Genomic DNA, 13,510 nt, shown 5'->3' with positions numbered 1-13,510 from the left:
GCCGGTTGTTTAGTCCGGCCTTGTCCAGTGCCATCCTTCGGCACTATAGTGAATTATCCTTTTTTAGTTTGTAATTTCTTAATCCAAAGAAAACTATGTGCATATACGTACATCAGCTATGCTATGTTCATGCCGACAAAGAACCACTTTTTCAGAACATAAACCTGACAGTCAATAAAGGACAGCGTCTTGCGCTGGTCGGCAATAACGGCTCCGGCAAATCGACTTTGCTACGCATTATCGAAGGGAGCTTGAAACCCTCTTCGGGAGAGGTTATCTGCTCTTCCCGGCCTTACTATGTCCCGCAACATTTCGGACAGTTCGACAACCTGACGGTGGCGGAAGCCCTACGGGTGGACGACCGGATAAAGGCGCTCCATGCCATTCTTGCAGGCGACGTCTCGGCAGAAAACTTTGCCTGTCTGAATGACGACTGGAATGTGGAAGAACGTTGTTTTTCGGCTCTTGCTTCCTGGAATTTGGAGCATCTGCAACTGTCCCAGCCGATGTGCTCGTTGAGCGGAGGGGAAAAGACGAAAGTGTTCCTTTCCGGTATCCTTGTTCATGCACCGGAAATTATTCTGATGGACGAACCGACGAATCATCTGGATGTTTCCAGCCGGGAAAAGCTGTATGAGATGGTCCGGAGCGGACATTCGACCTTGTTGATTGTTAGCCATGACCGGACGTTGCTGAACTTGCTGCCCTGTATTTGTGAACTTGAGAAAAGTGAGGTCACGCTTTATGGTGGCAATTATGAGTTTTATAAGGAGCAAAAAGAGTTGGCGTTAACAGCTTTGCAAAACCAGTTGAGCGAGAAGGAGAAAGAACTTCGCCTGGTCCGCAAAACGGCGCGTGAAGTGATGGAACGGAAAAATAAGTCGAATGTCCGCAGCGATAAGTCGACTTTCAAGAAAGGGATCTCGCGCATGGCAGTCAATACGCTGAAAGATAAAGCCGAGAAAAGTACAGTCCGGCTGAATGATGTCCATGAAGAGAAAATGGTTTCCCTGCAAAGTTCGATTGCCGGGCTTCAGGATACGATTCCCGATTTGCGGGCACTTCAGACAGATTTCAAATCTTCAGGTCTGCATACCGGCAAAATCCTGATCACTGCGGATCAGATTAATTTCGGTTACACTTCTTCCTGTCTATGGAAGTCGTCCTTAGATATCCAGGTTAAAAGTGGTGACTGTATTCATATCACCGGAAATAACGGGAGTGGGAAAACGACTTTGGTCAAGCTGCTGTTAGGTGAATTGGAACCGACGGCCGGGACGGTTACACGGGCTGATTTCAGTTATCTTTATATCGATCAGGAATGTTCCGTGATCGATCCCGGGCTGACCGTGTTCGGGCAGACGGAACGTTTTAACACCTCGCATTTGGCTGAACATGAACTGAAATCCATTTTGAACCGTTATCTGTTTCCTTACGGGACATGGGACAAGCCGTGTGCCTGCCTGAGCGGAGGAGAAAAGATCCGGTTACTCTTTTGCTGTCTTATGATCGGGAATAATACACCGGATGTATTTATTTTGGATGAACCGACGAACAATCTGGACATCCAAAGTGTTGAAATAATAACAGCGGCTATAAAGAGTTATAGAGGAACGGTGTTGTTGATCTCACATGATCGTTATTTTGTGAAAGAAATAAAAATAAACCGCTCCGTTAAACTTTTTGATACCGATCCTGTTATTAAGATATAGTGTTTTTCATGGTATTAGAATTAAGTTAGATTAGGTTATCCGTCCAGTTCGCGAGAATAGGACGGTTTTCTTTTTTATATACCTCTGTGACAGTTTTCCGTAGCTTTAGGGTTTGTATTTCGATTCGGTCAGGATAGCCTGGCAGTCGTTGTTTCGCATCAGGGCTTCCGGAGTCGAATTGGTTTCCTTCATATATTTGTCGATAATCTGCCAGCCGAGCCAGCTGCCGAGATTGCCGGGCGCGTCGCTTGCCAGGAATGTGCAGGGGACGTTGTCGAAGTATTTGCCTGTCGTCATCTGGTCAGGCGTATAGAGGTGCTTGCGCTCTATGATGGCTTTCCACAGATTGGATTCGTTTTCTTTACACCAATTATAGGAGGCTTCCGTATAACCCATGAGGCTTTCCGGGCTAAATTCCGGGAATGCCTGGTGGATCAGGTATTTTATCTTCCCTTCGTAGACCATCCGGTCGAGCAACACGTTCTCGTTACCTTCGAACGGATATTCGGACATCAACCAGCCGGCAAGATAGTCGGGGGCGATCTGCTCCGGTGTCATCAACCGGCGTTGGAAATCATAGAAGAAATCCTGATACAGCGGATACCCTTCGCCTAAATACTTATCTATCGAGATGGACAACAGGCTGTCGCCAACCAATACATTCTGATTGAAGCCGGAAACGTGCATATAGATTGCCGGAATCTGCATCGAGGGGAAACAGGTTTTCAGCCACGCAAAACCGTTACCGAGCGCTTGCTCGATCTGTGAGGCATCGTCATACTGGCGGATAGCATCGGTATACAGGCCCTTCAAAGTCGGTTCGGAATAATAGTTGACCAACTTTTCAAAGAAACCGGGCATTGCCGGAGACTTCATGTTCAGAATACCTTTTCCTAATATGTCGAGCATTTGCGGATATTCGCGAATAAGTTTGGTTTGCAGGGTGGAATCGTCCGTTTCGACCAATTTCAAAAGATCTTTGTCGAAGCGGTTGATTTTGACCGGAGGAGCCGAAGTGACCGCAGCCGGGATATTGGAATTCTGTCCGTTACAACTAAAAAGATAGAATGACAGAGAGAATATCAGCAATAATTTTGCTTTCATAAGAATATCATTAATAAATATGTATTGAACCTTTAGACAAACCGCCTTTTGCCGATAGGTCATGCCGATTCATTTCCATAAAAACGAAATATTCCCTGTTATATTGTGTAATCTCTTGATCGATGTCCGGCAATTATCGTTTTATCAATACGGTTAGCCGTAGGGAAAGGTCGAAAAAGACCATCTTGGCATTCACATTCTGTGCCACATGCCGCTCTGCCTTTGCCAGTTCGTCCATAATGTCGATCACGTTCCGTTCATTGATAAAAGGAGCGAATTTCACGGCAAAACCGGCTTCGTCCATATTCATATAATTGAGTTCCGGTGACTGGAAGCGGTACATGAAGTTCTCACGTATCAGATGTTGACAATAAGCCAGGAAGTTCTTCTGCCGTTCGCGGCCGATACTAGCTAACACATCTGCCATATCTTTCATTCCCCTGACATTTCGTGCCCAGGAGTTACGCATCATGCCTTTGAACTGTTCTAAGTAGAATTTGTTTTCTTCTCCCAGGCTGATGGCTTCGACCGCTTTCAGATAACTGCCGTTTGCCAGATGGGCGACATGTTTGGCATCTTCGGGAGTCAGGTTGAATTGGGAGATCATAGAAGCGGCAATGTCTTCCGGATGAATCCCGCGCACATTGATACGTTGCGCACGGGACAGGATCGTCCCCAAAACCAGGTCGGGAAGTTCCGATACCATCAGGATCACAGTGTTACGGGGCGGTTCTTCGATTATCTTCAGGAGTTTGTTGGCACAGGTCGGATGAAGTTTTTCCGGCAACCAGACCAACAATATGCGATACGTCGCTTCGTATATCTTAAGGCTCAGTTTACGGATAATTTCGTCGCTCTCTTTCGAATAGATCAAAGCCTGTGAATTGCCGGCATCGATATAATCCAGCCAGCCGTCTATATCGAAATAGGGACGGTCTTTCAGAAAACCTCTCCATTCGGTGAGATAATCGTCGCAGACTTCCTTTTTCTTTTCTTTCTTGGATATGATCGGGAACACGAAATGCAGGTCCGGATGGGCCAGTTCGTTGTATTTCAAGCAGGACGGGCAATGTCCGCATGAATCTGTTTCCGTTCGGTTCGTACAGTTCAGATAACGTGCGTAAGCCAGTGCAAGAGGAAAAGCTCCTGCACCGCCCTGTTCAGTGAATAGTTGGGCGTGCGGGACGATACTTGTCCGAGCCGAATGTATAAGTCGTTTTTTTATCTCTTCCTGACCGATAATATCCTTGAAGTACATATTGCTCCTTATTGAGTTGATAGAGCAAAGGTACGAATAATCGGGGAAATAAGAAACTTCATTTTAATGTGCGATCTGTATTTTCTCTTTAATGCATTTACCAATAAAAAGCATAAGTAAAAAAGGATATAAAGCTAAATCCATTGCGATAAACAGTATGTATTTCATCTTCGTAAAATTATTATTTTTGTCAATAAGACTAAGATGTTTGGAAAAACCCCTACTCAATAACATACTTTTTTTCATTTTGTTGTATAACGTTTGACTTTTTCCCTGCTTTTATTGCCAGGTCAATACAAACGAAAGCTATTGCTTTCGTTTGTATGATTGACAAAATGTAATGTTTTGGTCGTATGTATTCTTGTTGATTTGATTGTTTGAATAAACTTTAATTATTATATTTCGATATTTGATTTCAAAATGATAGTTGTTATCTTTGCATCGTAAAAAGGAAAATCACATAAATACGGATTGTATTATGAATGTATGCAAAAATGACGCTTCTATTCTGATTATATATACGGGAGGCACTATCGGAATGATAGAAAATCCTGAGACAGGCTCTCTGGAAGCCTTTAACTTCAAACATTTGGAGGAACATGTTCCCGAATTGAAAAACCTTGGATATAAAATATCGTCTATTCAATTCGACCCGCCGATGGATTCATCGGAGATGGGGCCGGATTCATGGATGAAGATCGTGCATATAATTGCGGATCATTATCATGATTACGATGGTTTTGTCGTTTTGCATGGAACCGATACGATGGCATTCACCGCTTCTGCTTTGAGCTTTATGCTGGAAAACCTGAGCAAGCCGGTGATTTTGACCGGTTCGCAGCTTCCGATCGGTATGCTCCGTACGGATGGAAAGGAAAACCTGATTACGGCGATAGAGATTGCCGCAGCCCGTGAAAATGATATGCCGTTAGTTCCTGAAGTTTGTATTTTCTTTGAGAACGACCTGCTGCGCGGTAATCGTACCAGCAAGACGAATGCCGATAATTTCAATGCGTTCCGATCCTATAACTATCCCCCGTTGGCACATGCCGGTATTTCGATTAAATATGATATTCCCCAGATCTACCATCCGGTATCCAGAAAACCGCTGAAACCGCATTTCCTTTTGGACCGGAATATTGCTATCCTGAAAATATTCCCCGGAATTTCTCCGCAGGTTGTAGAAAGCATCTTGAATATTCCAGGCTTGAAAGGTGTCGTGATGGAAACATTCGGTAGCGGTAATGCACCCGGGGATGACTGGTTGCTGGAAATGTTGAAAGATGCGGTCGAACGGGGAATTGTCATTGTCAATGTTACCCAGTGCCTTGCCGGAAGCGTGGAAATGCATCGTTATGAAACCGGGCGCAAATTGTTGCAGGCAGGCGTGGTGAGCGGCTATGACAGCACGACTGAATGTGCGGTTGCCAAACTGATGTTCCTGTTCGGACACAATATGACACCGGACGAGGTAAAAGAGCATCTGAATTGTTCGCTGATCGGAGAGATTACGATTCCATAAAAAAATATTTCGAGGTGACGGGCTTCTTGTACTTTGGCTTGTCCAGAAAAAAGTTGACACTATTTTAGGAGGATTTATGCGTCAACTTTTTTCTGGATAAATCATTCGTCATACGGTATGCTCAGAACAAAATTTCTGAACCGTTTTAATCCTTTTACCAAGACGGGGCGGGGACAGGCAATCTACTTCAGGTATTCATGGAAAAAATGTTCCATTTTTCCGAACGGGATCACCGAGAGGTTGTCGTACAGGTCGACATGGCTGGCACCGGGGATGATCAGCAACTCTTTGTTGTCGCCCGTTAATTTCTTGAATGCATCTTCGCTGAAATAGCGGGAGTGCGCCTTTTCTCCGTGGATCATGAGCACGGCACTGCGGATTTCGTTGCTGTAGGAGAGCAGGGGCATGTTGATGAACGAAAGGGACGAGGTCTTGTTCCATCCTCTGTTGGAGTTGAGCGAACGTTTGTGATAGCCGCGCCCGGTCTTATAGTAGTTGTGATAGTCTTTTACAAATCCGGGGGCTTCGTCTGGTAGCGGATCTACCACGCCGCCGCCGAGAGCGTATGAGCCGTTCTTTGCGTCGACCGTACGTTGTTCATTGAGCTGGCGGCGCAGTTCATAGCGCTGGTCGGCATTCATGGAGTCGAAGTAGCCGTTTGCATTTACCCGGCTCATGTCGTACATCGTAGAGGCTACTGTCGCCTTAATGCGGGTGTCGATAGCGGCAGCGTTGACCGCCATGCCGCCCCATCCGCATATACCGATGATACCGATGCGTCCGGGATCGACGTCATCGCGGTTGGAGAGGTAATCTACGGCTGCACAGAAATCCTCGGTGTTGATGTCGGGAGAGGCTACATAGCGGGGTGTTCCGCCGCTCTCACCCGTAAAGGAGGGGTCGAAGGCGATGGTCAGGAAACCGCGTTCAGCCATTGTCTGCGCATAGAGGCCCGACGCCTGTTCCTTCACGGCTCCGAAAGGACCGGATACGGCGATCGCCGCCATTTTCCCGTTTGTATTTTTCGGTACGTACAGGTCGGCTGCAAGCGTGATGCCGTAACGGTTGCGAAACGTTACCTTACTGTGGTCCACCTTCTCACTCTTCGGGAAAATCTTATCCCATTCTTTTGTCAATTCCAAATTTTCCATTTCAATATTCTTTTTATCAGTTTGAATTGTATTCTTTTCTATCATTCCGTTCTCTGCGACCATCGTCGTAACCCCGGTAACCAACAAGGCCATTGTAATTATTCTTTTCATTATTGTTTATTTAAATTGTTGTTCGTGTTTAAATGATGATTTATAGGTATGCATACCTTATATATCATATTTTCCGTATGAACTTGGCGGGGATGCCGCCTACGATGGTATTGGCAGGTACATCCGTTCTTACCACCGAACCTGCCGCAATGATGGCATTGTCGCCGATCGTCACACCCTGCAGGATGGTGGAGTTGGAACCAACCCACACATTCTTGCCCAGCACGATGGGAGCGGGCTGCATGGAGGAACGCTCTCCGGGGTCAATACCGTGGTTGAGCGTGGCGAACACCACGTTGTGACCAATCAGGCAATCGTCGCCAAGCGTCACGCCGCCGTGATCCTGGAAATGGCAGCAGGCGTTGATGAACACGTTCTTCCCGATCGTGATGTTCTTTCCGAAATCTGTGTAGAACGGGGGAAACACCCGGAAAGAAGGGTCTACGGGTTTCCCGAAAAGGCGCGACAGCAACCCCCGTATCTCGTCGGGAGTGTGGTAGGCGCCGTTCAGTTCGAAGGTGATGCGCCTCGCCTCGTCGCTCATGTCGTCCATGAAGCTGTAAATCTCTGCCGTGTCGAGCGGTCTGCGCTCTTTTACATGCTCTAAAAATGCTTTTAATTCCATATTTTTCTGTTGTTTGAATCTATCTAAACGTCTTTTTCCGGTTCGTCACATTGAACTTTCTGCAAAGGTCGGTATGTATTCCTTTTCTCTTTGTAGATAAATTACCGATATTATGCCCCGGATTACAGTTTTTGCCGATACAAAGCATTTAAAAAAGCGGCATCAGAATACGGTGTTAGATGGGTACGCCCGATATGAAGCTTATTGTCACCCCTGGCTTATTGTATGGTTTCCTCAAATACTCGTTAGTCCAAATCGAAACAGTAGCGCATGAAATTTGATTTTATACCCCATATATTTCAAAATACACTTGCGGGTAATATTTTTTAAGAAACTCGGAATAATGCAATACCTTGAATAATAGGTAAATATAAATACTGTCTTTTTTTAAGGGCTTCTTGTATGATTTATATTATTTAACATATTAAACGACAGATTTTTCTTTTGTCAGATATGGGATATCTTTTGGGCAGCCGGTTGCAGGCTCTTTTATCTCTGGCATGGAAATAATAAACCTTACGGCGTAGTCTTTTGGGAAAATATCTGTACATTTGTCGGAAATAATTTACAAACGTAAAAACGAATAGACATGGAAAACACAAACTCTGCTTCAAAAGGGTATTTATTCCCTTTGGTTGTTATCGGCGTACTTTTCTTTATGATTGGCTTCGCCTTAGGTATTAACGGATTGATTATTCCGTTCCTGCGTACTGCATTGGATCTGACTACTGCCGAATCTTACCTGGTTCTGGCGGCTACTTTCTCGACTTTTGTTATTTTCGGTTACCCCTGCGGGCTAATCATTAAAGCGATCGGGTATAAGAAGACGATGATTCTGTCTTTTCTGTTCTTTGCCGTCGGATTGTATTTGTTTATCCCATCCGCCGAGAATCAGAGTTTTGCCATGTTCCTGCTGGCCTCTTTCATCAGCGGTATCGGTAATACGATGTTACAGGCTGCCGTGAACCCGTATATTACGATCCTGGGTCCGCTGGATAGTGCTGCTACCCGTATGAGTATGATGGGGATCGCCAACAAGGCGGCTTGGGCGATCGCTCCGATTTTCCTGGGTGTATTCCTGAACCTGAGCGATGTGAAGCTGGAAGATATCAAGATGCCGTTCTATTTTATTTCCGGCATTTTTGTCCTTTTAGGTATTCTGGTTGCATTTGTTCCACTGCCGGAAGTAAAAGCGGAGGGTGAAGATGAGAGCGATGCGGAGGCAATGGCTTCTTCTTATGCCGCAAAGAAGACAAGTGTCTGGCAGTTCCCGCACCTGTTGCTGGGGCTGGTTTCTTTGTTGTGCTATGTGGGAGTTGAAACGCTGGCGATGGCAAGTATCGTGGATTATGCCAAATCGATCGGTCTGGCAGATCCGCAGGTATATACCTCTTACACCGTGATCGGCATGGTTGCCGGTTATCTGGTCGGTGTCTTCTTCATTCCGAAATATATCTCGCAGGAAAGGGCGATGTTTATCTGTGCGATAATAGGTATTATCAGTTCTCTGCTGGTCGTATTCCTCCCGGTACATATTTCGATCTGGTTCGTTGCCTTGTTAGGTCTTGCCAATTCCCTGATGTGGCCGGCTTTGTGGCCGTTGGCAATGAAAGATTTGGGCAAATTCACCAAGACGGGCTCTTCCTTGTTGGTGATGGCTATCGTGGGTGGCGCTATCTTCCCGCTGTTGTTCGGCTGGCTGGCCGATGAATTCGGTGATTTGCAGCAAGCCTACTGGATCTGTTTCCCGGCATACCTGATGATTTTCTATTATGCTCTGAGCGGTCATAAAATTCGCGTATAATACGACCGGATGCTGATCCTCTTTTTATTTCTTCTTTATGATCAGGATATCCTTTAGCGGTATATGCGTCAGCCGGCTTTCGATCCAGGCTGTGAAATCGAAGGTCTTGAGCAGCTGCTTTTCGTATTTGTCCTGCCGGATGCATATTATATCCTTTTGGTATTGCGACCATAGTTTCTCCCGGTCCTTCTTATAGATGGGCAAGGGGTGGGCCATCAGGAAACGGAAGAGTAGTTTTTCGGTGATATACACCTGCTTCTCGTAACCGATCGTCCGTTTGATGGAGCTTATTTCGTTTGCAAAGAAATCATAGTTCCCCAGTTCCGCTTGGATAAGGAGGTTGACGAGACGGGCGGTTTTGTAAGACGGCAATGTGTGGAACGATTTGCCGGAGCCGAGTATCTTTTTCATACTCTTGCGGGCTTTCGCAGGTTCACCCTGGCAAAGGTGAAGGATGGAAGAATAGAGAGCCAGCTTTAATTGGGTTTCCGGTCTGGTCATGGTTGTTTTCTTTGATAAAAACTCGGTATGTTCTTCTGCAAGAAGTGCAGCCGCCTCAAATTGTCCGGTGTTGAGCAACCCCGAAAGTTCGTACAGGTAATGGCGACCCTGTACCTCCGTCAGGAACTCTGTCGGGTAGTTGCCCGCGCCAATCTCTTTCAATTTGGAGAGGAAGAAAGGCATTTCCTGATATAATCCGGCAACGTGCAGGCTGTCCAATACACCTTCAATGGCGCTCAGGTAGTAGATCGGCGGGTTGAGGATCAGGTGCCGGTTCGCTTCGAAAAGTGCGATCAGTTCCTGGTAAAAGCGGATAGCCGATTTATAGTTTCCGGCATTCAGATAGTAGGTCGCCTGGAACAGCAGGTGAAGTTTGCGTGCCTCGAATCCCTGGTAGGAATGATTGGCAACCAGGTTCAGTTCGCTTAAGACCAGGTCGTTCAGGTTATCCTTCTGTTTGTTCGAACGGGCATAGCCTTTATAGGTGATGCGGTGTTTCAGAATATCGTATAGTTGAAGATGGAGATTCGTGTTGCGGGCATATTTCATCACGTCGCTGATTTGCATCTGCTTGCCGACCAGTTCTTTCTCGCTGATACCTTCGAAACCGAGCATGCTCAGATATTTCAATTCCGTGCGGTAGATCAGGAGAAGCAGCGGATCGTTTTCGTACATGACTGCCAGTTTCTTTGCTTTCTCCAATTCGGCAAAAGCATTGGCGGAAAGTTCCCGTTCGAAAAGGATACCGGCTTTTGTGATATAATTGAAGATGGTTGCCTGAATGTCTTGTTTCTCGCGCAGTTGGACAAGGCAATCCAACAGTACCCGGTAAAGATGTTTGGCCGCCATCTCAAAGCTCTTTTCATTCACTTCGCTGCAAAACTTCTCGTATATTTGTTCGGCAGAGAAGCCTTCACAGGCCAGGTCGTATAAGATCATATACTGTTTATCCCCGTTCTGCAGGTTGGTGCAGAGCCGGATATATCGTTTTTCCGCTTTGGAAAGCGACTGGATCAATAAGATGATCTGGTTGAGTTTTGCGGCCTGTTTCATAAACTTATCTGCTTGTCTGTAAGTTGTATTTCTGTGTATGCTTTTTGCAAAAGTAAGATTTGGGTTTATCTTTCCCAAAGAATTATGTGGAAAAAGGAAGCGATATACCTATTATATTTGTAACGCTTCATTGCAAACGATTCATATTTAATACGAAATAGAACATGGACACAACACAAACATCCAGACAACAAATCCTGGTGGTCGGTAGCAGCAACACCGATATGGTAATAAAAGCCGCTCATCTGCCTCGTCCGGGTGAAACGATTTTGGGCGGAACATTCTTTATGAATCCCGGAGGAAAGGGGGCGAACCAGGCTGTGGCGATAGCGCGCCTGGGGGGGGCCGTTACTTTTATATGCAAGACCGGAAGCGATATCTTCGGTCACCAGTCCCAACAACTTTTCGAGGAGGAGGGTATCAATACTTCTTATGTCTTTTCGGATTCAGAGAATCCTTCCGGCGTTGCCTTGATCACGGTGGATGAAAAGGCGGAAAACTGCATTGTCGTGGCTTCGGGGGCGAATGCCAATCTTCTGCCGTCCGACCTGGCAAAAGCAGAAGAGGCTATCGAGCAGGCCGATCTGGTACTGATGCAGTTGGAGGTTCCGATGGAAACTGTGCGTTTTGTCGCTAATATCGCCTGGCAAAAAGGCAAGAAAGTGATTTTGAATCCGGCTCCGGCACATCCGCTACCAGCAGATCTGCTTCGTCATTTATATTTGATCACACCGAATGAAACGGAAGCGGAAATGATTACCGGTGTGAAGATAACAGACGAAACATCGGCAGGCGAAGCCGCCCGTGTCCTTGCCGGAATGGGAGTGCAACACGTCATTATTACGCTGGGTTCGAAAGGAGCGCTTATCTATAGCGACGGAAAGGCCGAGATGGTTCCCGCCCTGAAAGTGGAAGCTGTCGATACCACTGCCGCCGGCGATGTCTTCAATGGCGCTCTGACCGTCGCCCTTTCCGAAGGGCGCAGCCTGAAAGAAGCCGCCCGGTTCGCCTGCAAGGCTTCGGCTATCTCGGTGACACGTGTAGGGGCGCAGTCGTCTGCTCCTTACCGGAACGAAGTGGATATTTTCGGTTAATATAAATCTTATTTTGTTATTATGAAAAAAGCAATATTACATGTCTTGGCCGGTTTTATACTGTTGGGAACAGCTTCTTGTTCGCAGCAACCAGCCAAACCAAAAACGACGACTCTTCCCGAATCATTAACCATCAGCCGTGAAAAACTGTTGGATAAGATAAAAGGGGGATGGGCAGGACAAACGATCGGTTGTACCTATGGAGGACCGACAGAGTTCAAGTATAACGGGACGATGATACAGGAATATGTCCCGATTCCCTGGACAGACGGATATATCAAGTGGTGGTATGAAAACTCGCCAGGTTTGTATGACGATGTCTATATGGACCTGACGTTTGTGGACGTCTTCGACCGGTTGGGACTGGATGCTCCTGTCGATTCGTTTGCCGTGGCTTTTGCCCGTGCCGGTTATATGCTCTGGCATGCGAACCAGTCCGCCCGTTATAATATCTTACAGGGGATCATGCCGCCTGCATCCGGCCATTGGCTGAACAATCCGCATGCAGACGATCTGGACTATCAGATAGAAGCTGATTATTCCGGGCTGATGTCTCCGGGTATGCCGAATTCCGCGTCTGAAATATCCGACAAGATCGGGCATATCATGAATTATGGCGATGGTTGGTATGGTGGTGTATATGTCGGGGCGATGTATTCGCTTGCGTTTATCTCGGATGATATCGGATTTATCGTGACTGAGGCTTTGAAAACGATACCGGAGCAAAGCCGGTATTACCAATGCATGCAGGACGTGATCCGTTGGCATGCCGAGTTTCCGGATGACTGGAAACGTACCTGGTTCGAGTGTGAGAAGAAGTGGAGCGAGGATATCGGTTGCCCGGACGGAGTTTTCGTTCCGTTCAATATCGATGCGGTCATTAATAGCGCTTATATCCTGATCGGATTGTTGTATGGCGATGGAGATTTCTTCAAGACGATGGATATAGCGACCCGTTGCGGCCAGGATTCGGATTGCAACCCGGCTTCGGCTGCCGGTATTTTAGGTACGGTTCTGGGCTATAGCCGGATACCGGAATACTGGTTGGAAAATCTCAAGGAGGTGGAAGATATGAATTTTGCCTATACAGATATCTCATTGACCCGGACGTATGAAATGTCTTTCAAACAAGCCTTGCAAATGGTCGAAAGAAATGGCGGAACAGTGGGAGAGAAGGACGTGACGATTGCCTGTCAAGCACCTGTTCCGGTCCGTCTGGAGAAAGGCTTCGAAGGACTGTATCCGGTCGGGCGCATCCCTGTGAACAGGGAGGTTGCCGATGTTGGCGAGATCGTATTTGACGGAACTGGGATCGTGTTTAAAGGTTATGTGCGTGCTGCCGACGAAGAGTATGTGGCCCGTGTGGAAATGCATATGGACGGTGAGCTTGTCGAAACGGCAAATTTACCGGCTGAGTTCAGGACACGCAGGAACGATCTGTTCTGGAAATACCAAATTCCGAAAGGAAAGCATATCTTTACATTCAAATGGTTGAACCCGGTGGCGGGTGCATCCGTTCGTTTTAACGAGGCGTTGGTTTATTCCGACAGTCCTCTTCAAGTTGTTCACCCATAA

10 protein-coding genes are annotated in these 13,510 nt (G+C 46.6%); 5 read left to right on the top strand and 5 right to left on the bottom strand.

Features of this window, described 5'->3' with window-relative positions; all coding sequences use genetic code 11:
- The first annotated feature begins 95 nt into the window (after nt 1-95).
- Nucleotides 96-1,712, top strand: coding sequence for an ABC-F family ATP-binding cassette domain-containing protein (locus ACPYIV_RS07860; RefSeq protein WP_425886273.1), 1,617 nt, complete (start codon nt 96-98; stop codon nt 1,710-1,712).
- 105 nt (nt 1,713-1,817) lie between these two features.
- On the opposite strand, the gene ACPYIV_RS07855 is transcribed toward ACPYIV_RS07860, so the two are convergent.
- Nucleotides 1,818-2,816 (bottom strand): gliding motility protein GldB, encoded by a 999-nt coding sequence (locus ACPYIV_RS07855; protein WP_293740818.1) that lies wholly within the window; start codon nt 2,814-2,816, stop codon nt 1,818-1,820.
- Nucleotides 2,817-2,949: 133 nt separating this feature from the next.
- Nucleotides 2,950-4,074, bottom strand: coding sequence for an ATP-binding protein (locus ACPYIV_RS07850; RefSeq protein WP_293732924.1), 1,125 nt, complete (start codon nt 4,072-4,074; stop codon nt 2,950-2,952).
- A gap of 478 nt (nt 4,075-4,552) precedes the next feature.
- Here ACPYIV_RS07850 and ACPYIV_RS07845 point away from each other — a divergent pair, with 478 nt between their 5' ends.
- A complete protein-coding gene (locus tag ACPYIV_RS07845) occupies nt 4,553-5,596 on the top strand; it encodes an asparaginase (protein ID WP_293732923.1) in 1,044 nt (347 codons plus the stop codon).
- 182 nt (nt 5,597-5,778) lie between these two features.
- On the opposite strand, the gene ACPYIV_RS07840 is transcribed toward ACPYIV_RS07845, so the two are convergent.
- Entirely contained in the window at nt 5,779-6,792 is a 1,014-nt protein-coding gene (locus tag ACPYIV_RS07840; protein WP_293740837.1) for an alpha/beta hydrolase, read from the bottom strand.
- A 130-nt stretch (nt 6,793-6,922) separates the two neighbouring features.
- Entirely contained in the window at nt 6,923-7,483 is a 561-nt protein-coding gene (locus ACPYIV_RS07835) for a sugar O-acetyltransferase (protein WP_293732922.1), read from the bottom strand.
- 589 nt (nt 7,484-8,072) lie between these two features.
- Here ACPYIV_RS07835 and gluP point away from each other — a divergent pair.
- Nucleotides 8,073-9,287: a glucose/galactose MFS transporter gene (gluP, locus tag ACPYIV_RS07830; protein WP_301706159.1), complete on the top strand. Its 1,215-nt coding sequence runs from the start codon at nt 8,073-8,075 to the stop codon at nt 9,285-9,287.
- A 24-nt stretch (nt 9,288-9,311) separates the two neighbouring features.
- On the opposite strand, the gene ACPYIV_RS07825 is transcribed toward gluP, so the two are convergent.
- Nucleotides 9,312-10,841, bottom strand: a complete 1,530-nt coding sequence (locus ACPYIV_RS07825) for a hypothetical protein (RefSeq protein WP_425886271.1) — start codon at nt 10,839-10,841, stop codon at nt 9,312-9,314.
- A 164-nt stretch (nt 10,842-11,005) separates the two neighbouring features.
- On the opposite strand from ACPYIV_RS07825, the gene rbsK reads away from it, so the two are divergent.
- Nucleotides 11,006-11,935 carry a ribokinase gene (rbsK, locus tag ACPYIV_RS07820; protein ID WP_425886270.1) on the top strand — a complete coding sequence of 310 codons (930 nt, stop codon included), beginning with the start codon at nt 11,006-11,008 and terminating at the stop codon, nt 11,933-11,935.
- A gap of 21 nt (nt 11,936-11,956) precedes the next feature.
- Entirely contained in the window at nt 11,957-13,510 is a 1,554-nt protein-coding gene (locus ACPYIV_RS07815) for an ADP-ribosylglycohydrolase family protein (RefSeq protein ID WP_308550281.1), read from the top strand.

The organism is Parabacteroides vesiculifaciens (assembly GCF_049860805.1).
Classification (GTDB): Bacteria; Bacteroidota; Bacteroidia; order Bacteroidales; family Tannerellaceae; genus Parabacteroides.
This window is presented reverse-complemented; position numbering and strand designations above follow the sequence as displayed.

Bases quoted from the DNA above. Each gene is read 5' to 3' on its own strand.
- ACPYIV_RS07840 (WP_293740837.1), bottom strand. From the start codon at position 6,792: ATGATAGAAAAGAATACAATTCAAACTGATAAAAAGAATATTGAAATG.
- ACPYIV_RS07815 (WP_308550281.1), top strand. From the start codon at position 11,957: ATGAAAAAAGCAATATTACATGTCTTGGCCGGTTTTATACTGTTGGGA.
- ACPYIV_RS07835 (WP_293732922.1), bottom strand. From the start codon at position 7,483: ATGGAATTAAAAGCATTTTTAGAGCATGTAAAAGAGCGCAGACCGCTC.
- ACPYIV_RS07855 (WP_293740818.1), bottom strand. From the start codon at position 2,816: ATGAAAGCAAAATTATTGCTGATATTCTCTCTGTCATTCTATCTTTTT.
- gluP (WP_301706159.1), top strand. From the start codon at position 8,073: ATGGAAAACACAAACTCTGCTTCAAAAGGGTATTTATTCCCTTTGGTT.
- ACPYIV_RS07845 (WP_293732923.1), top strand. From the start codon at position 4,553: ATGAATGTATGCAAAAATGACGCTTCTATTCTGATTATATATACGGGA.
- ACPYIV_RS07860 (WP_425886273.1), top strand. From the start codon at position 96: ATGTGCATATACGTACATCAGCTATGCTATGTTCATGCCGACAAAGAA.
- ACPYIV_RS07825 (WP_425886271.1), bottom strand. From the start codon at position 10,841: ATGAAACAGGCCGCAAAACTCAACCAGATCATCTTATTGATCCAGTCG.
- rbsK (WP_425886270.1), top strand. From the start codon at position 11,006: ATGGACACAACACAAACATCCAGACAACAAATCCTGGTGGTCGGTAGC.
- ACPYIV_RS07850 (WP_293732924.1), bottom strand. From the start codon at position 4,074: ATGTACTTCAAGGATATTATCGGTCAGGAAGAGATAAAAAAACGACTT.